This window comes from Drancourtella sp. An57, assembly GCF_002161525.1.
Lineage (GTDB): Bacteria > Bacillota > Clostridia > Lachnospirales > Lachnospiraceae > Sellimonas > Sellimonas catena.
The window spans coordinates 19,498-41,965 of record NZ_NFHY01000024.1 but is presented as its reverse complement, the minus strand read 5'-3'; the positions used below and the strand labels follow the sequence as shown (position 1 = coordinate 41,965).

The 22,468-nt window shown below is 45.6% G+C and carries 23 protein-coding genes and 8 tRNA genes; 4 read left to right on the top strand and 27 right to left on the bottom strand.

What is annotated here, in order from left to right; all coding sequences use genetic code 11:
- The 3 genes from B5G11_RS16570 to glgD all read left to right on the top strand — a co-directional run.
- Positions 1-232 (top strand): hypothetical protein (locus tag B5G11_RS16570; protein ID WP_204229634.1); only part of this gene is annotated, 232 nt, incomplete at its 5' end.
- A 34-nt stretch (positions 233-266) separates the two neighbouring features.
- Positions 267-1,406, top strand: coding sequence for a glucose-1-phosphate adenylyltransferase (locus tag B5G11_RS15265; protein WP_087255339.1), 1,140 nt, complete (start codon positions 267-269; stop codon positions 1,404-1,406).
- Position 1,407: 1 nt separating this feature from the next.
- On the top strand, positions 1,408-2,523 hold the full coding sequence (glgD, locus tag B5G11_RS15260; RefSeq protein ID WP_087255337.1) for a glucose-1-phosphate adenylyltransferase subunit GlgD: 1,116 nt from the start codon (positions 1,408-1,410) through the stop codon (positions 2,521-2,523).
- 51 nt (positions 2,524-2,574) lie between these two features.
- On the opposite strand, the gene B5G11_RS15255 is transcribed toward glgD, so the two are convergent.
- The 26 genes from B5G11_RS15255 to murB all read right to left on the bottom strand — a co-directional run bounded on the left by B5G11_RS15255 (position 2,575) and on the right by murB (position 20,241).
- Entirely contained in the window at positions 2,575-3,663 is a 1,089-nt protein-coding gene (locus B5G11_RS15255; RefSeq protein ID WP_087255334.1) for a hypothetical protein, read from the bottom strand.
- A gap of 173 nt (positions 3,664-3,836) precedes the next feature.
- Positions 3,837-4,781, bottom strand: coding sequence for a glutaminase A (glsA, locus tag B5G11_RS15250; protein ID WP_242959079.1), 945 nt, complete (start codon positions 4,779-4,781; stop codon positions 3,837-3,839).
- Positions 4,778-4,903, bottom strand: coding sequence for a hypothetical protein (locus B5G11_RS16910; protein ID WP_255396462.1), 126 nt, complete (start codon positions 4,901-4,903; stop codon positions 4,778-4,780). Before B5G11_RS16910 ends, glsA begins: the two co-directional genes overlap by 4 nt.
- A complete protein-coding gene (gene ppk1 / locus B5G11_RS15245) occupies positions 4,887-6,941 on the bottom strand; it encodes a polyphosphate kinase 1 (protein ID WP_343215523.1) in 2,055 nt (684 codons plus the stop codon). The genes B5G11_RS16910 and ppk1 overlap by 17 nt, the downstream gene beginning before the upstream one ends.
- A gap of 397 nt (positions 6,942-7,338) precedes the next feature.
- Complete coding sequence (locus B5G11_RS15235; RefSeq protein WP_087167141.1) at positions 7,339-7,620, bottom strand: CD3324 family protein; 282 nt, start codon at positions 7,618-7,620, stop codon at positions 7,339-7,341.
- Positions 7,610-8,323, bottom strand: coding sequence for a hypothetical protein (locus B5G11_RS15230; protein WP_087255325.1), 714 nt, complete (start codon positions 8,321-8,323; stop codon positions 7,610-7,612). The genes B5G11_RS15235 and B5G11_RS15230 overlap by 11 nt, the downstream gene beginning before the upstream one ends.
- A gap of 306 nt (positions 8,324-8,629) precedes the next feature.
- Positions 8,630-8,710 (bottom strand) — tRNA-Leu (locus B5G11_RS15225).
- A 71-nt stretch (positions 8,711-8,781) separates the two neighbouring features.
- A tRNA-Lys gene (locus B5G11_RS15220) sits at positions 8,782-8,854 on the bottom strand.
- A gap of 18 nt (positions 8,855-8,872) precedes the next feature.
- Positions 8,873-8,944: transfer RNA gene (locus B5G11_RS15215), tRNA-Gln, on the bottom strand.
- Between the two features lie 20 nt (positions 8,945-8,964).
- Positions 8,965-9,038: transfer RNA gene (locus tag B5G11_RS15210), tRNA-His, on the bottom strand.
- A 7-nt stretch (positions 9,039-9,045) separates the two neighbouring features.
- A tRNA-Arg gene (locus B5G11_RS15205) sits at positions 9,046-9,119 on the bottom strand.
- Positions 9,120-9,155: 36 nt separating this feature from the next.
- Positions 9,156-9,226, bottom strand: a tRNA-Gly gene (locus B5G11_RS15200).
- Positions 9,227-9,260: 34 nt separating this feature from the next.
- A tRNA-Pro gene (locus tag B5G11_RS15195) sits at positions 9,261-9,335 on the bottom strand.
- A 64-nt stretch (positions 9,336-9,399) separates the two neighbouring features.
- Complete coding sequence (locus B5G11_RS15190) at positions 9,400-9,909, bottom strand: metallophosphoesterase (RefSeq protein WP_087167139.1); 510 nt, start codon at positions 9,907-9,909, stop codon at positions 9,400-9,402.
- Positions 9,910-9,912: 3 nt separating this feature from the next.
- Positions 9,913-10,506 (bottom strand): RdgB/HAM1 family non-canonical purine NTP pyrophosphatase, encoded by a 594-nt coding sequence (gene rdgB / locus B5G11_RS15185; protein WP_087255322.1) that lies wholly within the window; start codon positions 10,504-10,506, stop codon positions 9,913-9,915.
- A gap of 26 nt (positions 10,507-10,532) precedes the next feature.
- A complete protein-coding gene (locus tag B5G11_RS15180; protein WP_087167137.1) occupies positions 10,533-11,693 on the bottom strand; it encodes a class I SAM-dependent RNA methyltransferase in 1,161 nt (386 codons plus the stop codon).
- A 169-nt stretch (positions 11,694-11,862) separates the two neighbouring features.
- Positions 11,863-12,066, bottom strand: a complete 204-nt coding sequence (locus B5G11_RS15175; protein ID WP_087255319.1) for a hypothetical protein — start codon at positions 12,064-12,066, stop codon at positions 11,863-11,865.
- A 314-nt stretch (positions 12,067-12,380) separates the two neighbouring features.
- Positions 12,381-12,851, bottom strand: coding sequence for a DUF1700 domain-containing protein (locus B5G11_RS15170; protein ID WP_087255316.1), 471 nt, complete (start codon positions 12,849-12,851; stop codon positions 12,381-12,383).
- 3 nt (positions 12,852-12,854) lie between these two features.
- The gene (locus B5G11_RS15165) at positions 12,855-14,975 is read right to left on the bottom strand and encodes a glutamine synthetase III (RefSeq protein ID WP_087255358.1); all 2,121 of its coding nucleotides are present in this window, start codon (positions 14,973-14,975) and stop codon (positions 12,855-12,857) included.
- A 75-nt stretch (positions 14,976-15,050) separates the two neighbouring features.
- Positions 15,051-15,917, bottom strand: a complete 867-nt coding sequence (fba, locus tag B5G11_RS15160) for a class II fructose-1,6-bisphosphate aldolase (protein ID WP_087167134.1) — start codon at positions 15,915-15,917, stop codon at positions 15,051-15,053.
- Between the two features lie 26 nt (positions 15,918-15,943).
- Positions 15,944-16,015 (bottom strand) — tRNA-Glu (locus tag B5G11_RS15155).
- 49 nt (positions 16,016-16,064) lie between these two features.
- Entirely contained in the window at positions 16,065-17,048 is a 984-nt protein-coding gene (locus B5G11_RS15150; protein WP_087255313.1) for a diacylglycerol kinase family protein, read from the bottom strand.
- Positions 17,049-17,170: 122 nt separating this feature from the next.
- Complete coding sequence (locus B5G11_RS15145) at positions 17,171-17,428, bottom strand: HPr family phosphocarrier protein (protein WP_087167132.1); 258 nt, start codon at positions 17,426-17,428, stop codon at positions 17,171-17,173.
- Positions 17,425-18,390: a DNA-binding protein WhiA gene (gene whiA, locus B5G11_RS15140; RefSeq protein WP_087255310.1), complete on the bottom strand. Its 966-nt coding sequence runs from the start codon at positions 18,388-18,390 to the stop codon at positions 17,425-17,427. The genes B5G11_RS15145 and whiA overlap by 4 nt, the downstream gene beginning before the upstream one ends.
- Positions 18,391-18,392: 2 nt before the next feature.
- Positions 18,393-19,271, bottom strand: coding sequence for an RNase adapter RapZ (gene rapZ, locus B5G11_RS15135; RefSeq protein ID WP_087167130.1), 879 nt, complete (start codon positions 19,269-19,271; stop codon positions 18,393-18,395).
- Between the two features lie 31 nt (positions 19,272-19,302).
- Complete coding sequence (gene murB / locus B5G11_RS15130; protein WP_343215522.1) at positions 19,303-20,241, bottom strand: UDP-N-acetylmuramate dehydrogenase; 939 nt, start codon at positions 20,239-20,241, stop codon at positions 19,303-19,305.
- A gap of 159 nt (positions 20,242-20,400) precedes the next feature.
- Between murB and B5G11_RS15120 the strand changes: the two genes are divergently transcribed.
- Entirely contained in the window at positions 20,401-21,681 is a 1,281-nt protein-coding gene (locus tag B5G11_RS15120; RefSeq protein WP_087167128.1) for a hemolysin family protein, read from the top strand.
- 63 nt (positions 21,682-21,744) lie between these two features.
- Here the strand turns inward: B5G11_RS15120 and B5G11_RS15115 are convergent, their stop codons facing one another.
- The gene (locus B5G11_RS15115) at positions 21,745-22,431 is read right to left on the bottom strand and encodes an RNA polymerase sigma factor region1.1 domain-containing protein (RefSeq protein WP_087167127.1); all 687 of its coding nucleotides are present in this window, start codon (positions 22,429-22,431) and stop codon (positions 21,745-21,747) included.
- Positions 22,432-22,468 lie beyond the last annotated feature (37 nt).

Genomic DNA, 22,468 nt, shown 5'->3' with positions numbered 1-22,468 from the left:
AGTTTCTTCATACTTTTCTCCTGTGTGTAAAATTTTTTTCTTTTATTTTACATTAAACAGAAGAAAAGCAGGAAATCTCTGGGATTTTTATTGCGAAAAGTTTTTATTCTTCAGTGCTGGCACAAATAATCGGAGTGGACAGCCTTTTGGACAGTATTTTTTCATAACTCTTTTATATTTTTTCCATTTATTTGCACAAAATTATGGAAAGAATTCCAATAAAATTGTATAATAGTTGCAGAGCAAAAGAAAAGGGAGGACTCACAATGAAGCAAAACAGTATGTTAGCAATGATTTTAGCTGGTGGGAGAGGTACCCGTCTGCATGAGCTTACCACAAAAGTAGCAAAACCTGCCGTTTCATACGGTGGAAAATACCGTATCATCGATTTCCCTTTAAGCAACTGTGCAAACAGCGGCATTGATACTGTAGGAGTTTTAACTCAGTACGAATCCATTCTTCTGAACAGCTACGTTGCAGCAGGTCGTCGCTGGGGACTTGATGCAAAAAACAGCGGTGTTTATGTACTGCCGCCTCGTGAAAAAGCTGATGCGAACCTGGATGTTTACAGGGGAACCGCTGATGCGATTTCACAGAACATCGATTTTATCGACTCTTTTTCTCCGGAGTATCTCCTGATCCTTTCCGGAGACCACATCTACAAGATGAACTATGCAAAGATGCTGGCTTACCACAAAGAATGCAATGCCGACGCGACCATCGCCGTAATCGAAGTTCCATTAAAAGAAGCCAGCCGTTTCGGTATCATGAATACAGATGAAACCGGACGCATCTACGAATTTGAAGAGAAACCGGAGCATCCGAAGAGCACGCTTGCTTCCATGGGAATCTATATCTTTAACTGGAAGCTTCTACGCAAAATGCTGATCGCCGATGCGAAAGATCCGGATTCCAACCACGATTTCGGAAAGGATATTATTCCTCAGCTTCTTGCTGACGAGAAGCGTCTGTACGCTTATAAATTCAAGGGCTACTGGAAAGATGTCGGAACTATCGATTCTCTTTGGGAAGCAAATATGGATCTTCTTGACGCTCACAATGAACTTGATCTGAACGATTCTTCCTGGAAGATCTATACCGAAGACGCAACCACTCTCCCTCATTATGTAGGTCCTGATGCAGATATTCAGCGTGCATTCATTACACAGGGTTGTATAATCGACGGAACAGTTAAAAACTCTGTTCTGTTTACAGGTGCACGGATCGGTGCCGGTGCCAAAGTGATCGACAGTGTTCTCATGCCGGATGCAGAAGTCGCAGAAGGTGCGACTGTTGTCCGCTCTCTTGTAGCAGACGGTGTTAAAATCGGAAAAGATGCTGTTGTCGGAAGTGCTGACAGCGAACACATCGAATTAGTGGCGAAAAACGTAAAGGGGGCTGAATAATATGAGCAGAGCATTTGGAATTGTAAATTTTGCCGGAAATCATATCGGGGTTGACGGAATGACTGTATACCGTCCGATCGGAGCATTCTCCTTCCTTGGAAGATACCGCGTCATTGATTTTCCGATTTCAAACATGACAAACAGCGGAATTGACCACATTCATGTATATATCAGAAGAAAACCTCGTTCACTGGTAGAACATCTTGGAACAGGCCGTCACTACAACCTGAACTCCAAGAGAGGCAAACTTCTCACACTGTTCTCTGAATACAACGGTGAAAATGATGTTTACAACACAGATATCGCAGCATATCGTGAAAATCTGGAATGTATCGAAAACGCTCCGTATCCATATGTGATCCTTGCGCCAAGCTACATGGTTTATTCCCAGAATTTCGACACTCTGCTTCAGAATCACATTGATTCCGGAGCCGATATTACATTGCTCTATCACACAGTAGATACCGCAAAAGACGAGTTTTTAAAATGCGATATTCTGAATCTGAACAAACAAAAAGGTGTGCTCTCTATCGAGCCGAACAACGGAAACGCAAAAAACCGCAACATCTTCATGGATACCTATGTTATGAAGAAAGAGCTTTTCCTTGAACTGATTGCAAAAGCGAAAAAGCTCTCCTCCATTTACACCTTGTCTCAGATCGTTAATTTTGAGTGCGGCGAACTGGATGTACGCGGAGTTTCCCATCATGGATTTTTTGCTTCTATTACAGACTTCAAGAGTTACTACAATGCAAATATCAATCTGATCGATTTCAAAGCGGCACAGAATCTCTTTGAAAAGAACTGGCCGATTTATACAAGAACAAACGATTCCTGCCCGACACAGTACTTCGAGTCAGCTTCTGTGAAAAATTCTGTTGTTTCAAACGGCTGTCTGATCGAAGGAACCGTTGAGAATTCCGTAATCGGACGTGGCTGCGTAGTGAAGAAAGGCGCCGTTGTAAGAAACAGCGTGATCCTTCCTGGCGCATCCATCGGTAAGGATATTACGGTAGAAAATTATGTCGTAGACAAAAATTCCAGTATCCGCCACGTTTCCAATCTGATTGGAACACCTGAGAACCCTGGTTATATCAAACGTGGTGATACCATCTAATTACAAAAATTTTCGGGGATGCTTCATGCATCCCCGTTTTTTATTTCTTAATTATAAAGGATAGGTGAATACAATTGTATCGTTAATGGTGTACCGATAACTGTTCTCTGCTGTCTTTTCTATATCCTTCTTCGTAAATTCTCTTGCTCCATCTGTCTGGAAATATACAGTATCATTGACATTAACTTCAACTGCCCCATTTTGTATCATCCATGCCGATGATGTCAAATTATCTTCTCCTCCTAATATTTCAATATCACCTCGAAGCTGTGTTTCTGTGGATGCCGGCACACCATACGATACATACTCTCCGCTCTCTTTATCCACCAGCATTTCTGTGTAAATCGTAGCTGTCAGAATCAGGTCGTCCCCGACATTCTTATCTTTCGTCCGTTCTTCGTATACAATATTACAGTCTTCTGCCTTTATTCCGTAGCATGCCAGTAAAAACTTACGCTGGTTTTCTACCTCGGCCGGTGCTTCTTCCACAGGAATACTCTCCTGCTTTGCATAGGCAGAAAGAAAATCTTCCCGGCTGATTTCTCTTGGTTCATAAATCCGCATCTGCGTTGCCGCCAACTTTTCATCTTCCGTCACCTGAGTGATTTTCCCGTCTGAATCGCGGGTAAATGTAAATCCCGCTTCTTCCTCTCTGCCGCCCTGCATATACCGGACATGGACAGTCTCTGTATATTCACTTCTGTCTTCCAGCGTTATCTCCTTTACTTGGAGCTTGGTTCCCTCTTCTTCTGCCATCAGAAGGAATTTCATAGCCGGGCCTGAAGTAAGAAAATCCTGCATGCCGTTTTCTGTAAAATAGTCTCCGATCTTATCTTCCCAGTTCTCCATGACGGAGGCATTCTCTCCTGCTGTTTCTCCCGCATTCTCCTGCGCCTGTGTAGTGTCTACTCCTTCTCCCACTGCGGACGGCATGAACAGAAGATCTGCATTTGGGCCTGTCATCATGGCCTCAATCACTGCTTTTGCTTCCGCGCTGACTTCCTCTTCCTTTACTTCGGTCTTCTTTGGATCCGGCTCTTTCTCTTTCGTCGTCTTATCCTCAGACTGACATCCAGCCAGAAGAACTGCCATCATTAACATGAGAGCCCAGATCAGTCTCCATTTCCTTTTGCTCCTCATACTTTTCCCTCCCTTCAAAAGAAAATAGTCTTTCTATTGTTTTAATTATATCATATTTTCATTTTTTCTATTACTTATTACATGTTTTGCGAATCTTTGTGCGTTTTACACAAAAAGAGCGTCATGCTTTTCACACATCACGCTCTCATTCTTTCTTTCACTTCTTCGATTGTCTAAAACAGCGAGATCCCCATCTTGTTGGACAAGTATTCCAGGATCTTAATGCCCCCGGCACTGTTTCCCTTTTCATCCAGGGCAGGGCCGAATACGCCGATTCCCATCCGGTCTACAAGAGGAACTGCAATTCCTCCACCGACACCACTCTTTGCCGGAAATCCGACTGTCATGGCAAACTCACCGGATCCGTCATACATCCCGCATGTCAGCATCAGCGCGCGGATCGCCTTCGCATACTGCGGCTCGATCAGCTCTTCCTGATCCAGCGGATCCACACCATGATTGGCAAGCACCAGACTCATGTACGCAATATCGTGAGCGGTCACATTGACCGAGCACATCCGGAAATAAAAGTCCAGACACTCCTCCACATCACCTTCCAGAATCCCGGATGCCTTCAGATAATACGCCAGAGCCCGGTTCCGGTCTCCAGTCTCCCTCTCAGATTCGTAAACGGCCTGATTCAGGCTGATTTCCTCGTTGTTGCAGAGTTTCCTCGTAAACTCCAGAAAACGCTCAAATTTCTCATCTGCATCCTTTCCCTTGATACAGCTTGCCACAGTAATGGCTCCCGCATTAATAAACGGATTAAACGGGCGGGTCTTTGTCTCCAGCTTTACAATGGAATTGAACGGGTCTCCGGTCGGCTCCACACCAACCTTCTCATGGAAAAGATGATCCGCTCCACAGTCCCGGATCGCAAGAATCAGCGATACCAGCTTGGAAATACTCTGGATCGTAAACGGAATTCTCGTATCTCCCGCTTCCAGCACATTGCCGTCCAGATCCATTGTACAGACCCCAAGATAATATTTATTCACATCCCGCAGCTGCGGAATATACTGCGCTGTCATGCCCAGTTTGGTAAATGCTTTCCCATATTGCAGGGCATCCTTCAGAAGCTCTTCTGTCAGCATCACGCCTCTCCCTTCCTTTCTCATCCTGTCATTTCGATAAAATTATCCATAATTTTTCCGTCCATGTCAAGAAGAAAGAAACGCTTCACCGGCTTTTCCGGACTCTGTCCGTACAGCTTCCATACACTGCTATCTATTGTATGCATCTTCGTACAGACGTTCCTGAGAATTCAAAGGCTCTTCGTCATTATGCACTCTATAGTACATACCGTCCTCATGCATCTCACGCGCTTTCTGATTGTCACGATTCATCGTGTCAAAAATGTATTCCAGCTTTTCCTGAATGGCCGGATCATAAACCGGAGATGCGACTTCCACACGTTTGACTGTATTTCTTGTCATAAAGTCCGCAGATGCTATGTAATATTTTCTCCGTTCCTTCGTACCGAACATATAAATCCGGGAATGTTCCAGGAAACGTCCTACAATGCTGATAATACGAATGTTCTCGGTCTTTCCTTTCACTCCTGCCACCAGACAGCAGATTCCACGGATAATCATCTCGATCTTCACGCCCGCGCAGGAAGCCTCAATCAGCTTGTCGATGATCTTCTTGTCTGTCAGGGAGTTCATCTTGATGCCGATGTATGCCGGTTCCCCCTTCTTTGCGTGTTCGATCTCCTCGTCCATCATATCCAGTACCCGGTTCTGCAGACAGTGCGGCGCCACAAGCAGATGCTGCATGTCTTCCACCACTTCCCCTTTTGCAAGGGCGCGGAATACCTTTGCCGCCTCAATACCGATATCGGTATTTGCCGTCATCAGGGAAAGGTCTGTATACAGTCTGGACGTCTTTTCATTATAGTTTCCGGTTCCGATCTGTGTAATGCACTCAAACTGCTTATCTGTCTTTCTTGTGATCAGGCAAAGCTTGGAATGTACCTTATAGCCGTCCAGGCCGTAAATAACCTGGCATCCGGCATTCTCCAGACGGCGGGACCATTCGATATTATTTTCCTCATCAAAGCGGGCGCGGAGCTCCACAAGCACAACAACTTCTTTTCCATTCTCCGCAGCCTCAATGAGCGCCTCAATCACCTTACTCTGCTTTGCAAGACGGTACAGTGTCATCTTGATGGAAACCACGTTCTCATCCTCCGCAGCCTCGGTCAGGAGACGCAAAAACGGCCTGATTGACTCATATGGATAGGAAAGGAGCTTATCTCCCTCTTTAATCTGCTCAATAATGCTTCTTCCATCCTGAAACATCGGCGACTTCTGCGGAGTACGTTTTTCGTAAAACAGACTTTCATTTTTTCTCAGCATATCCTGAATCTGGAATACAAAAGAGAAATCCAGCGGGACTTCGGAATGGAACACATACTTCTCCTCCAGTCCCAGATAATTATCCAGCATCAGCATGCTTCCGATATCCAGATCTCCGGACATCTCAAGCCGGATCGGAGCAAGCTTTCTTCTCTGCTTCATCAGATCCGCCATAAATTCCCGGTAGTCCAGATCCTCATCATAAAGTGCATCCGCATCAATATCGGCATTTCTCGTCACACGGATCAGCGCTTTACCCTGAATCTTGTATCCCGGAAATACCTTGGATACAAAGTGAAGAATCAGATCTTCACCAAGAACATAAGATCCCTTTTCTCCCGGAATCTCAATCATCCTCTGGAAAATATTGCTTGCACACGGTACAATTCCAAGACGGACCTTCTTGCTGCTCTTTGTCGTCAGAGAAACAACCGCATAAATTTCATTATTTTTCAAAAACGGGAACGGCTGTCTCCTGCCGACCACGGTCGGGGAAATCAGCGGAAGAATCTCCGACTGGAAGAATCTTTCCATCTTCTTCTCATCTTCAATCTGATCCATGCGGTACAGACGAACGCCTTCCTTTGCAACTTTTTCAATCAGCTTCTGATATACCTTTTCTTTCCTTTTATTCAGCTTTCTGACCTCTTCAAGTATCGCGTCAATCTGCTCCTGTGAAGACATCTGTGTCTTATTGTCCCTGATATCCTGAGGCAGCAGCGTCTGGTCGTACAGGGAACCAACCCGGACCATAAAAAACTCGTCCAGATTCGTCTGATAAATCGATACGAAAGTGAAACGCTCACAGAGCGGTACGGACTTATCCTCCGCCTCTTCCAGTACCCTTTCATTAAATTTCAGCCACGAAAGCTCTCGATTCATATATTCGCTTCCCATATATTCTATACGCTCCTTCATTCCTTTTCTGCAGTACACTTTTCCTTATCGGCAGTTCCTGTATGGAACGCTGTGAAATACCTTCTTCGCATTCCCATCCACTTTTGTCTCCATGCAATAATAACGAACCACCATATCGTTTTTTATCTGTTTTCTACTGCGCTTTTCTCTTTTCATCATATACCCCTTTTCCTGAAAAATCAATTTATAGTTTCTGTTTGAGTATATAAACTTTACAACAAAAAAAGAATAACATATTGCCCCTGTAATCCGTGTCAAATCTACATTAAATTCATGTAAAACCGTGCGTCTCTTGCGTAAATCCAACGTAAAATCAATGTAAAAACAGACGTGGATCATACTACTGTATCTCCTACGTCTGTTTTATAATCCACTGATTTAATGTCACTTTTCCCCTTTATACCCCGGAATGATCATCACATCTTTTGTATACGATTTTTCTGATGGAATCGGTAGATAATTTAAATTCATCCGCAAGCGAATCTATACTATCTCCATTATGAAATTTATCCCGGATTCTTTCATTCCGTTCCTGATAATAGGTACGGGCCCCTGATACCGCTCCCCATCTTTTCTTTTCCTGCGAACGGGGAATATACACTGTTTCTCCCGACACATATTTTTGCAGTTCTTCAAGTAAATGATCCGGAATAATATCCCGAGCATTTCTATATCTCATGAAGAAATTCCTCCATGCTCTTATACTCGTGTATTTTTCCTCCCCCTTCTGTAATAATAGTTCGCATTTTCTCTTCCAGATGATCTGCATAGTCAGCAAATTCATTTAATCGATTCACATTATAATGTTCCATAAGCCCCATTCTCTTTATTCCAAAATCATCACATACAATGTTCAACTCTTGCTGAAGCAAAATTCCCCACATATAGGTCTTAACCGGATCATTCCTTCTGGAATAATATCGAATACGCAGCCATGTATAGGATAATTCCGCATACCAGTCAGCCAGCATCTGAAAGTCCGTATTGTAATTTAAACTATCTTTATCGACATTACTTTCCTTTTCCAGAAACTCCCGTACAACGCACACTGCCTCATGGCACAACTTTCTTTGAACTTCCACATCAGACTCATCAATTACATTGCGATATAACTCAAGAAATCTCTTTGGGACTTTTTTCATATCGGTAAGTTCTTCGATCTGATCGGTCTGAGATTTTCTAAAATATTGATGATTAGAAAAAGCTATCGCCTGAGCCAGATAATCCAATACATAACCTGCGCACATTTTCGCATCGCTTATCGCAGCAAACATCATTTCCGCAAAAATATTCTTTGCTTTTTCATAAGAACTCAAAGCACACTGCCTCATTTTCTCCGGATTTGAAAGATTTTCTGCCTGACGTCTTTTTAAATGATACATAAGAAATAAATGTAGAAATTCTTTCCTCTGAATAGCAATTGATGCTGAAACTTGATTATATCTTTACTATACTTTACTAGTTTTTAATCACCCTGTCATAAAGCTGCAATGAAATAGCTGAAAAACAGAAAACACAGTAAAAAACTTCTATGACACATCTCATACGAATTCTAATCTGGCAGAAAAGAACCACACTAATAATTGGAAAATGACTAAATTAAACAAAGGGGAAAAATATATGAAATACTATAGAACACGAAATACAACACAAAATAAAAAAAGCCCGCTATTTCGGGCTTTTTCGACTGCGGATGACAGGAATCGAACCTGCACGTCATGGACACCAGATCCTAAGTCTGGCGCGTCTGCCAGTTCCGCCACATCCGCGTACATTAATCCGGCCTTATTTTGCAAGGCCTCAGATAAAAGAATAGACAAGCAGTACTGCTTGTCTAAAGTGAGCGTGCGGGGATTCGAACCCCGGACAACTTGATTAAAAGTCAAGTGCTCTACCGACTGAGCTACACGCCCGTATAATATAATTCAAACCTGGGCTAGTTGGATTCGAACCAACGAGTGCAGGAGTCAAAGTCCTGTGCCTTACCGCTTGGCGATAGCCCAACAGCCCATATTGGGACTAGGGTGGATACAGGGATTCGAACCCTGGGCCTCCAGAGCCACAATCTGGCGCGCTAACCAACTGCGCTATATCCACCATGAAACGTGCCTGCGGGGATTCGAACCCAGGACCTACGGCTTAGAAGGCCGTTGCTCTATCCAGCTGAGCTACAGACACATTGTATAGTTCTTAAAGCATATCCTGCTTTAAGAAAGCGGGTGATGGGAATCGAACCCACGTATCCAGCTTGGAAGGCTGGTGTTCTACCATTGAACTACACCCGCAGATCGCAATATTGATTCCTGTCTCTACCAGGAATCGGGGTGACAGGATTCGAACCTGCGGCCTCCTGGTCCCAAACCAGGCGCTCTAGCCAAGCTGAGCCACACCCCGTTTTTTCGTCTCATCTGTTTTTTCCTGACGACAAAAGTTATTATATATGAACTCCTGATATTTGTCAACAACTTTTTTCATTTTTTTCTACATATCTGATTTCACCCGTCACAGTGCCGTCTTCTGCCATCTCCAGAACAATATAACTCGGCAGCCGGTTCTCCTGCCGAGGGTAGGTAAGGCTGCCCGGATTCATGATAATCATGTCTTTTTCAAACTTCAGACAAGGCTTGTGTGTATGGCCGAAAATAACAATGTCCGCTCCTCTTGCTCTTGCCTCTCTTCTGAGATGATCCAGAGTCATGGATACAAAATAATGATGTCCATGTGTCATAAAAATCTTGTGCGTCTCCATCTGTATTTCCACTTCCGGCGGAAGCTCACCAAAGAAGTCATTGTTTCCGGCTACCACGTAGGCCGGGCATCCGCTTCCATACTGAATTTCCCACTCTCTTCCTTCAACATCACCTGCATGAAAGAGAAAGTCTACCGGTTTCTCCTGTTCCAGAACCTTCTCGAAATTCGTATGTATTTTATGAGTATCACTTACTACCAGGATTTTCTTTTTTTTCATCCACTATCTCTCCTCTATCATCTTCTTCATCTGCCGGAGCCCTCTTCCCCTGTGGCTGATTTCATTTTTCTTTTCCGGCGGAAGCTCTGCCGTAGTGCATCCGTACTCAGGCAGGTAAAAGATCGGATCATAGCCGAATCCGTGTTCACCTTTGATTTCATAGCCGACTCTGCCCTCGATTATACCAAGTGTTGTCTTCTCCTCTCCATCCGGAAAGACTGCTGCAATCGCACATACAAACCGTGCGCTCCTCTTTTCATCCGGCACACCCTCCATACGTCTTAGGAGTTCACCATTCTTGATATCATAGGAAGTATCTTCCCCCATGTATCTGGCAGAATAGATGCCCGGCTCCTTGTTCAGATAGTCGATTTCAAGCCCTGAATCGTCCGCCATCACAATATCGTCCGGCAGAAGCGCATGAACTGCTCTCGCCTTAATCAGCGCGTTCTCCTCAAATGTAGATCCATCCTCAACGATTTCCGGGTTCACCCCTGCCTCTTTCATGGAAAGTATCTCCATGCCAAGGTCTTTTAAAATCTCCCTGATCTCCACCATCTTATCGGCATTGCCTGTGGCAAATACAATTCTGCTCATCTTACTCTTCCTTCTTTCTCCTGTTTTTATACACCCTGCTCCTCTTTTTTCCTTCTTGGCGGCTTCGGCCCCATAAACTGGTAAAAGTAGGTCTTGATCATTCCATTGTAAATCTTGCGGTTCTTATCCGCCTTTCTTCCAAACCACCGTTCTGTGTCCTCATAGCTTGTGATCATATAGGCCGACCAGTCTTTCAACCCGCGGAAGCTCTCTCCAAAATCCTGATAGATCTGCGGGAGTGTCTCCTTTTCCTCCAGACGTTCTCCATAAGGCGGATTGGTAATAATAAATCCGTACGGCTTTGGATGTCTCAAATCCCTGACCGCCCTCTGCTGGAAGTGGATCAGATGGTCTACCCCTGCGTTTACCGCGTTTTTCCGGGCGGTACGGATGACTTCCGCATCAATGTCATATCCCTGGATGTCTGCGGTCACATCCTGTCTGATCCTGTCCTGCGCCTCCGTAGACGCCTCATACCAATGCTTTTTCGGGATCAGATTGCCCCAGTTCTCCGCAGTAAACTCCCGGTTCATTCCCGGCGCAATGTCTGCCGCCATCATGGCTGCCTCAATCACGAAAGTCCCGCTTCCGCAGAACGGATCTACCAGAATCCGGTCTCTCTTCCAGGGAGTAAGCAGAATCAATGCCGCCGCCAGTGTCTCTGAAATCGGAGCCTTTCCGCTCTGCGGACGATATCCCCTCTTGTGCAGAGATTCTCCCGTCGTATCAATCCCCACTGTCACAACATCTTTCTTGATAAAGACACGCACCGGATATTCACTTCCATCTTCCGGGAACCAGTTCTTATGATAATGTTCCTTCATCCGCTCCACCATCGCTTTCTTCATGATAGATTGGATATCAGACGGGCTGAACAGACGGCTTTTGACCGATGCTGCCTTTGCCACCCAGAACTTTCCGTTCTCCGGTATGTACTGCTCCCACGGGATCTGCTTCGTCCCCTGAAAGAGCTCTTCAAATGTACCCGCCGAAAATTCGCCCGCCTTCAGAAGGACCCGCTCTGCGGAACGCAGGAACAGATTTGCCCGGCACAATGCCAGCTCATCCCCGTAAAAGGACACCCTTCCGTCCTCCACCTGTGAAATCTCATAACCGAGATCCCGGATCTCTCTTTTGAGTACCGCCTCCAGGCCGAAGTGGCACGGTACAACGTATTCTATCTGCATATTGCTTCTCCATTTCCGATTTTCTTCTTACTATATCTTACGTGCTGTCCGCCCGCTTGTCAATAAAGTCTTTTTTTACCAGATGCTGCCGTTCCGGACTCCCCACAAAAAACCTCCCCGCTTTCTTAGTGATGAAAGCGGGGAAATTCTGTTTCCTGAGACCATATTCCTAATAGTTGCTGTTGTTGTAATCGCTGTAGTCCTTGGTATGGCAGTCTGTTGTCTTATTTGTGTTTTTGTTTTTTGCAGCGTTTTTCGTACGGTCTGTCTGTTTGCTGTTTTGAGTGTGCATATTTCCGTAAGAAGAGCTGTAAGAATTGTTCTCGCTGTTGTTTTTGTTCATATTATTTGTGTTTTTGTAGTTTTTTGCCATTTCCATATCCTCCTTATTGAATTATGGTACGCTTTTAGTATGCTCGGTTTAAACTAGTTTATACACTTGCGTTTTTCCAAAAAGTGGACAGGAAAAATAAGATTTTCTTCCGATTCTTTAGTATTTTTTAACATTTTGCTTGCTTTTTTCTTTATCTTATATTATACTAACTTTTGTAGAAAGCAGGCTTTCTACACCCCTTATTAATTATTTATACTCCCCTCAAAAGACCGGTGGCTCCCCCATCGGTCTTTTATTTTAAGTTTCTGAAATAAGGAGGTACTGCCGCACAGACAGTACCTCCTGTTCTTTTGTTATCGCCCTCCCATGATGCGGAGAACGAGAATAAGAATCAAAAGCGGCAGTGCAAATGGCAGCACAGCAGCAATCAGGCCGGTCACAATCGATACGATAATCAGAAAGACAATGATGACGCCGGCAAAAAACAAGAGTCGCTTCCACCATGTGTCAATCCCCATCAGGTGAAGAATCGGATGGCGGATCTCCTTTTCTTCCTCTTCTTCTGTATACATACTCTGCCCGGAACCGTAGGCACCGGAGGTGCCGCCGTAGTAGTCCCGTTCATTTTCAGCGGAATTAATGATCGTGCGGGCAATCACCCACGGATCGCCAAGCATATCCAGTATCTCCTGCTCCGTTCTGCCGTTTTTTATCTCGCTTCTTATATAAGAATCATAGTATTCGATATTCTCCTGAACCGCCTGCGCATTCAGATCGTTTTCGAGAGCTTCGCGCAGTTTATTCAAAAATTCGCTTCGATTCATCTCTTATACCTCAAAAATCAAATCCCCGTAAGACGGCATCGGCCAGATTTCCTTATCCACAATCATTTCCAGTCTGTCAACCGGAATTCTGAGTGCTTCCATAGCCGGAACTACCTGTTCGCGGAAGTATTCTGCCTGTACCTTCCCTTCTTCTTTGGTGGATGCCTCCTGTGTCACCTGCTCCAGTGTGGTGAGTGCTGCTTTTGTCTCTTTTAAGAGGCTGCTTGTTTCAACCAGAAGATCTCTTTGCACCTCAGCGTCTACACCTGCCTGTACCACTGCGTTGACAGTCTCAGCCAACGTCTTTGTTCCGCGGATTACCGCCGGAATAATGTGTTTGCTTGCAATATCAATCATCGTACGGGCTTCAATATTCACCGCTTTTGCATAGGCTTCATATTTGATTTCCGCACGGGAATCCAGTTCCGCTCTTGTAAATACATGGAATTTTTCAAACATTTCCACGTTTTTATCCGCTACAAGCGCCGGAATCGCGTCCACCATGGACGGAAGATTCGGAAGCCCTCTTCTTTCCGCCTCTTTTACCCATTCTTCTGAATAACCGTTGCCGTTGAACACAATCTTCTGATGCTCCGTCGCATATTCCTTGATCAGATCATGTACAGCCTGTTCAAAGTCCTCCGACTGTTCCAGAATGTCGCAGGCATCGCAGAGAGCCTCTGCCACAATCGTATTTAATACGATATTCGGCGCAGCCGCAGAATCTCTGGAGCCGAGCATACGAAATTCAAATTTGTTACCTGTAAAGGCAAACGGTGAAGTTCTGTTCCTGTCTGTCGCGTCCTTATTCAGACCCGGAAGCGCTTTGACGCCTGTCTGAAGCTTTCCGCCTTTAATACTGTGTGTCGCATTTCCAGAAATAACAAGCTGTTCCAGCACATCCTCCAACTGTTCTCCAAGGAAGACGGAGATGATTGCCGGCGGCGCCTCGCTGGATCCAAGTCTGTGGTCATTTCCCGGATCTGCCGCAGACTCTCTTAAAAGGTCCGCATGTCTGTCTACAGCTCTGAGCACACAGAGAAGCATCAGAAGGAACTGAATATTCTCATGAGGTGTTTTTCCCGGATCCAGAAGATTTTTCCCGTCATCGGTTGTCAGAGACCAGTTGTCATGCTTTCCTGATCCGTTCACTCCCGCGAACGGCTTCTCGTGAAGCAGGCAGTGAAGTCCCTGCCGTTCCGCTACCTTTTTCAACGTCTCCATAATCAGCTGGTTGTGGTCAACCGCCACGTTGCACTCTACATAAATCGGAGCCAGCTCGTGCTGGGCCGGAGCAACTTCATTGTGCTGTGTCTTTGCAGTCACGCCCAGTCTCCAGAGCTCCTCATTGACTTCTTTCATAAATGCCGCGATCCTGGCGCGGATGCTTCCGAAATAATGGTCATCCAGCTCTTGTCCTTTCGGAGGCATTGCTCCAAAAAGTGTACGGCCTGTAAATACAAGATCTTTTCTTTTCAGATATTTTTGCCGGTCTACAAGGAAATATTCCTGCTCAATGCCGACCGACGGCTTTACGCGCTTTGACGTCGTATTTCCGAACAGGCGCAGAAAGCGCAGTGCCTGTTTATTAATTGCTTCCATCGATCTGAGAAGCGGTGTCTTCTGATCCAGCGCTTCTCCGGTATAAGAGCAGAAAGCAGTCGGAACATAGAGAATACATCCATTTTCGTCTTTCTTCACAAACGCAGGAGACGTAGGATCCCATGCAGTATACCCGCGGGCTTCAAATGTAGCCCGAAGTCCTCCTGACGGGAAAGAAGATGCATCCGGTTCCCCTTTGATCAGTTCTTTTCCCGAAAAGCTCATCAGCACCTTTCCATTCGCCATCGGTGCAGAAATAAAGGAATCGTGCTTTTCCGCCGTGACCCCGGTAAGAGGCTGAAACCAGTGCGTATAATGTGTGGCTCCTTTTTCTATTGCCCATTCTTTCATCTCATGGGCAATCACATCCGCTGTAGCAATATCCAGTTCTTTTCCCTCTTCGATCGTCCGTCTCAGCTCTTTGTAAATCTTCTTCGGCAGACGCTCCTGCATTACGGTATCGTTAAATACATTTTCCCCGAAAATCTCTGCTACATTGATCACCTTTTTGTTGTCCTCCATGCTTTCTCCTCCATATTCTTTATACAGAAAAAGGCACTCCATACAAGTGGAATGCCTTTTATTCTCTTGTTTCGATTATTCAGCTTTTCCAACAGAGCCGAATAATTCCATTTTTTCTTTTACTTTTTCAACGATAGCTTCTGTACCCGGTTTTAATAATTTACGAGGGTCAAAGCCTTTCTTTTCTTTGTCTTTACCTTCTTCGATGTATTTGCGTGTAGCTTCTGCAAATACAAGCTGGCATTCTGTATTTACATTGATCTTTGCTACCCCAAGGCTGATTGCCTTTTTGATCATGTCATCCGGAATACCTGTACCTCCGTGAAGTACCAGCGGCATATCGCCTGTAAGTTCCTGGATTGCATCAAGAGTTTCAAAGCTCAGTCCCTGCCAGTTTTCCGGATATACTCCGTGAATGTTTCCGATTCCGGCTGCAAGCATGTCAACGCCGAGATCAGCGATCATCTTGCATTCCTGCGGATCTGCACATTCGCCGGCTCCGACAACACCGTCCTCTTCGCCGCCGATGGAACCAACCTCTGCTTCCAGAGACATTCCTTTTTCCTTGCAGATGGCTGCAAGCTCTTTTGTCTTGGCTACGTTCTCCTCGATCGGGTAGTGAGAACCGTCAAACATAATGGAAGAAAAACCTGCTTCGATGCATTTCTGGCATCCTTCGTAAGTACCGTGGTCTAAGTGAAGTGCAACCGGAACTGTGATTTTCATCTCTTCCAGCATGCCGTTAACCATTCCGACTACTGTTTTAAAGCCTGTCATGTATTTTCCGGCACCTTCGGACACACCCAGGATAACCGGGGATTTTGTCTCCTCTGCCGCTGTCAGAATCGCTTTTGTCCATTCCAGGTTGTTAATATTGAACTGACCTACTGCATAATGTCCTGCTTTTGCTTTTTTTAACATTTCTGCTGCTGATACTAACATAATTTTTCCTCCACTTCTCTAAGATATGACCCCCAGGGGAATCGAACCCCTGATTCCACCGTGAGAGGGTGGCGTCTTAACCGCTTGACCAGGGGGCCATGTGCCAGTGAAGAACACGTCTGTGTTACCTCACTTGCTTATTGTATACTATTTTCCCGAAATATACAAGTCTTTTTTTTCGTTATTTTCATCATTATTTTCAGACAATTCTTCGTACGGATGGTGAATCAGCTCCTGGGCCTTTTCTTCCGGAACCATAATACAGAGTTCCTGCTGTCTGTTTTTGATCCGTACCCTGTCAAATTCCCCTCCGAATTCTCCGTCCAGCGTCCATGGAATCTCTTCAAGGGACTCAAAAGTTATTGTTTTTGCTTTGATATTATAAATATAGGTGGAGTTTTTCTCCTTGCTCATCAAAGCGGCGACAATGCTCTGAAGCTCTAGAAGATTTTTCGGTGATCTGATAAGGGTTGCTTCAAATTCTCCGTCGTCAAACTCCACTTCGTGGCCGAACATATTGCGGAACCCTCCCATGGATCTGGAATTTGTCACGGAACAGAATAGAAAATCATCCTCGATCTCTGTCTCATCGTATGTCACCTTGACATGATAGGACGGAATATCAAACAGCCGTTTCGCACCTTCCAGCAAGTATGCCAGATGTCCGAGCATGTTCTTCATTTCCTGCTTCGTCTGATAGGAGACGTCGGTAAACAGACCGAAGGCCGCCACATACACGAAATAATCATCGTTGAACTGGCCGATATCACAATGAAACGGCTTGCCGTTGACCGCTGCGTCAGCCGCGCTCAAAAGATCTTTTGGAATATGAAGACTGTTCGCAAAATCGTTGGTCGTACCTGTTGGAATGTATCCGACCGGTATCCTGCTTCCCCGCTTCATCATTCCGGTAACAACTTCATCCAGTGTTCCATCCCCACCGCTGCACACGACGATATCATAATCCTCTTTGAATTTCATGACTTTTTTGTATGCATCGTGATAACTCTGTGTCGGATAAATCACAACTTCACATCCGCTTTTTACGAACAGATCCACGATGTCAGATAATTTCGGCTTCAAAAGCCCTTTTCCTGCATTGGGATTATAAATAAATAAAATCTTTTTCATCTCCTGCTGCCACCTTTACTAAAACCTCTTGCCTGTTTGCTGAAACGACAGGAAAAGGATGTTAACCTTCTTGACCGGCAACACCCTTCTCATTCTCTCCTGTTTCTATGTATGTCACGGAACTATCTTGCATGTTCCAGGAACTTCTCAATGCCATTTGCTGCTGCTTCTTCGTCGACGCCTTCTGCAACCACCGTCAGATCTTCGCCCCCGCTTAATTTCAGGCTCATCATGCCCATAATGCTTTTCGCGTTGATCTTCTTGCTGCCGATCTCAATGAACACACGGCTTTCATACTGACTTGCCTCCTGTACAAGCAAAGCGATCGGTCTTGCATCCAATCCGTCGTCACATTTGATCTTCAATGGTTTCTTAATCATTTTGTACCTCCTTGAACTCCATTTGCTTTTCTTAACTTCTCAGCAATTTCGCCTAGACGGCGCAGCCTGTGGTTGACTCCGGACTTGCCAACCGGTTCCGGCATCAGCTCTCCAAGCTCTTTCAATGTCGCTTCCGGATACTGCAGACGGGCCATGGCCATATCCCTCAATCCATCGGAAAGCTTTTCAAATCCCATATGATCTCTGATATATTCGATATCTTCCATCTGCTTGACTGCAGCGGACACGGTCTTCTGAATATTGGCGGTTTCACAGTTCACCTTACGGTTTACCGAGTTCCGCATCTCTTTCAGAATCCGGATGTTCTCAAATTCCATAAGGGCAACCGGCGCATCCATCACATTCAGTGCAAGTGAGATCTGAGTGCCTTCTTTTAAATACACGACAAACGACTTCTTCCGTTTCACCACTTTTGCGTCCATCTCAAAGCCATGCATCATCTTCTGAAGAAGAGTTGCCTTTTCCCCGGACGCACATACAATTTCAAAATGATAAGATTTGTGCGGGTCACTCATGGATCCCGCTGTCAGAAAGGCTCCTCGAAGGAATGCCCTTTTGCAGCACCCGTTCTGGAAAACGAGACTGCTCACTCCGGAAAATCCCGCCTGTTTTTCTGGATCCCTGACAAGCTTTGCCGCCTGCTGAATTCTGTCGGTATGTTTCCGGCCTCCTACTGTTATCAAATATAAAATACTTTTTTTGTCCTGATTTCTACGGATAGAAATTTCAGCCTTTATATTAAACGCTTTTTCCAATAATGTAAAGTACTTTCTTGCAACTGCAATATTTTCCGTGCTGAGCCTTAAGTATGTCTGCTCCCCTTCTTCCAGAGATGCTCCGGCCGAAAAACACAGAATTGCCGCGCATTCTGCAATCTGGCAGTGTCTTGCGCTGCTTATCTGTCCTGCCAGCTCCTCCTTTACCTTTCCTGAAAATGACATCTTTATATTCCTTTCACCCGGGCATCCTTTTCAATGTCCCTGTGCTCGATCTTCAGCCCGTATCCTTCTTCCTGTTCCAGGGCATAGTACAATGCGTTGGCAAGCGTGACAGACCTGTGTTTGCCTCCGGTACACCCGATCGCAATGACAAGCTGGTTTTTTCCCTCCGCCACATAGTTCGGAATCAGAAACTGTACCATGTCCGTCAGTTTATCGAGAAAAATCCTTGCAGTTTCGCTGTTCATTACATAGTCCCTGACCGGAGCATCATTTCCGCTCATCGGGCGCAGCTCCGTAATATAGTACGGATTCGGAAGAAACCGTACATCAAACACCAGATCCGCATCCCCGGGAATTCCATATTTGAAACCAAAGGAGAGTATCGTCACATACAGATTTTTATAGTTTTTGTTCTCCACAAAAATCTTATGGATTTCGGCGCGAAGCTCTCTTGTAAGCATCTGGCTTGTATCAATGATATAGTCCGCCTGCTGTTTCAGAAACACAAGCCGCCTTCTCTCTTCGTCAATGCCTTTATCCACCCTGCCCTCGCCGGCAAGCGGATGGCTCCGTCTCGTCTCCTTATACCGTTTGATCAATGCCTGATCCGAAGCGTCAAGAAACAGGATTTCGAATTTTACGCCCTTTTCTCTCAGCTTTTCCAAAGTCTCCTGAAGCTGTACAAATTTCTGACTGCTTCGGATATCAATTCCAAGCGCCACCTTCGTGTATTCTGATCCCGGGAGGATCAGCATCTCCATAAATTTCGGCAGAAGCGGGACCGGCAGATTATCCACGCAGAAATATCCTACATCTTCCAGCATCTTAAGCGCTGTTGATTTGCCCGCTCCCGAAATGCCCGTCACAATTACAATCCGCATATTTCATACCGCCTTTTCTTTCTTGTGTCTCTTATCTTTCGTCCCGTCTGTCCCTGAATTCCCCAATCCTTCTTACTTCCGGCTCCAGCCTGACACCGAATTCCCGGTATACCCGGTCCGATACTTCCTGCATCAAACGGTTCACATCCTCAGCTGTAGCCCCGCCTTTATTGATCACGAAACCGCTGTGCTTTTCCGATACCTGCGCTCCTCCGACCGTAAATCCCCGAAGACCCGCATCCTGAATCAGTTTCCCGGCAAAATATCCTTCCGGTCGCTTAAATGTGCTCCCTGCGCTCGGGTACTCCAGAGGCTGCTTGGTAATCCTTCTCTGCTTGAAATCCTCCATTTTCATAAGGATCTCCTCCCTGCTTCCTTTTTCCAGACGGATGCATGCCTCCAGCACAATGCAGCCACGCTTCATCACGGCGCTTGTCCGGTATCCGAATTCCAGTTCATCCTGTGAAAGGACAATCGTATTTCCGTCCCGGTCAAGAGCCGTCACCTGTACAATAACATCTTTCATCTCCCCGCCGTAGGCTCCCGCGTTCATGACCGCAGCTCCTCCGATCGTTCCGGGAATTCCGGATGCAAACTCAAATCCGGCAAGTTCATTCTCCAGTGCCGCTGCCGCAATCTGGCTCATCAGGGCACCTGCCTGTGCCCGGATTTGCTCTCCCCGGACTTCAATTCCCGACATTTCCCTGCCGATCGCGATAATGACACCCCGGTATCCGTCATCGCTCACCAGAAGATTACTTCCGTTTCCAACGATATAATACTGGACTCCCTCTTTTTTACAAAGCTCTGTCAGCTTTTTGATTTCTTCGCTGTCTGATGGTGAAACAAAGTAGTCTGCCGGCCCGCCGACCCTGAAAGTCGTATGTCTTGCCATCGGTTCCTGCTCTTTTACCCGCTCCGGTGCCGTACATCCACACAGTTTCTCATAAAATTCTCTGTTCATATTCATCTGCCTATTCTCCAAAATGTTCTTTCCATCATAGTCTGTTTCCATTTCATTGTCTTATCATACATCAAAGACTGTTCAAATTCAATGAACTCTTGCAAATTCAGAAAAAATACGATAGTATAGAAATCAGTATTATTTATCAAAAGGAGTGAACTTTTCTTGGACTCGAGTACAGTCATACAAATTGTAATTCTCATATGTTTACTGGCGTTTTCCGCATTCTTTTCTTCCGCGGAGACATCTCTTACTACGGCTAACAAGATCCGTATGCGTTCTCTGGCAGACGAGGGAAACAAGCGTGCAAAAATGGTGCTCTGGCTTTCCGAGCATTCCCCTCAGATGTTGACTGCCATCCTGATCGGAAACAATGTTGTCAATCTTTCCGCCTCATCCCTTACTACGAGTATTGCTTATCAATTCGGCGGCTCCGCAATTGTCGTCGCCAATGCAGCGATCACCATCCTGATCCTGCTTTTCGGAGAGATTACGCCAAAAACGACCGCGACACTGTATCCTGAAAAGATCTCTTTGATTTACGCGCCGATTGTCAAATTTTTTACCAGAATCATGTCACCGCTCGTTGCCCTGATCAATCTGCTTTCCAAAGCAGTACTTTTTCTTCTTCACATCGATGCGAATGCTCAGAGCCGTACCATGACGGAGACTGAACTTCGTACCATCGTAGATGTCAGCCACGAAGACGGCGTCATCGAATCCGAAGAAAAAGAAATGATCTACAATGTATTTGATCTTGGAGACGCCAAGGCAAAAGATGTCATGGTCCCGAGAGTCCATGTGACATTTGCCGATATCAACAGCACCTACGATGAACTGATCGAGATCTTCCGCGAGGATAAATTCACACGGCTTCCGATCTACGAAAATACAACGGACAACGTGGTTGGTACTATTAATATGAAAGATCTTCTTTTATATGACAACACAAAAGAATTTCATGTCCGTGATATTTTGCGGGACGCATACTTTACTTATGAATATAAAAATATCTCCGAGCTCCTTGTCGAAATGCGGGAGGCCAAATTCAACATCGCGATCGTTCTCGACGAATACGGCGAGACGGCCGGCCTCATCACACTGGAAGATATCCTCGAGGAAATTGTAGGGGAGATTCATGACGAGTATGACGAGGATGAAGAAGAGGACGTAAAAGAACTGGGAACTCATGAGTATATTGTAGAGGGCTCTACCAACCTGGATGACCTGAACGATGAGCTTGGGCTGAATCTGGAATCTGATGACTACGATTCTCTTGGCGGCTTTATCATCGAGCATCTCGACCGCCTTCCTGCTGCCGGTGACGAGGTCACGACTGCGGACGGCGTCCGCCTGGTAGTGGAAAAGCTGGATAAAAACCGTATCGAGAGTGTCCATGTCTATCTTCCTCCTCACTGGATCCATCCGGACAAAGAGGAAAACTGATAAATCAGAAAACAACAAAGCGCCGTTCCCGGATCTGCTCCGGCACGGCGCTTTGTTTATCTGTCAGTTTTCTTCTTCGTCTTTCACTTCCTCGCCCGCAAGCTTTAAAACAGAGCGGATTTCCGCCTCGCTCCTGTCCGTATAAAGGGCAAGTTCTTCCAGGGTAATCTTTCTGCCCATCTCTTCTTTGAGCTTTTTGATCTGTCTTTCCAGCTCGTCCACCTTCTCAACCATCTTCCGGTCTCTGACATGGACGTCTTTCTGCTCTTCCTGAAATGCCTCGATCCCCTCCTGTACCGCTTCCAGAATCTTTTCTTCGTCTTCTGTCTCCTGAAGCGCCAGCATCAGGCTGACATTTCCTTCCTGTACCAGATCCCCGAGAAAAACGCTCCCGTCATGGACAGATTCCGCGATCCCCAGTACTTTTTCCAGAAATTCGGAAAGTCCTTTTTGCTCTCCCTGCACTTCTCTTAACTCCATCTGATAATTGCGAAGATAGCGCTTTTCTTCCTCTGAATAGGATTTCTCCCTTTCCTCTTCTGTCAGAATTCTCCCATGCTTTCTTTCGTATCCTGATACGGCTACCTTCTGAGACAAAAGGTAGTCGTATACCAGCTCCATCTGTTCGTCGCTTAAATGGTCATCTTCAAAATATTTCTCGATTTCTTCTTTCCGGATCCTGTTATCCTGCCGCTTTGCCTCTTCCAGAATCCATCCAAGTTTTCCCTGAAATTCCAGTCTGTCTGCCATCTGTATTTCTCCTTTTCTTTTTCGTGCCGGTATCTGT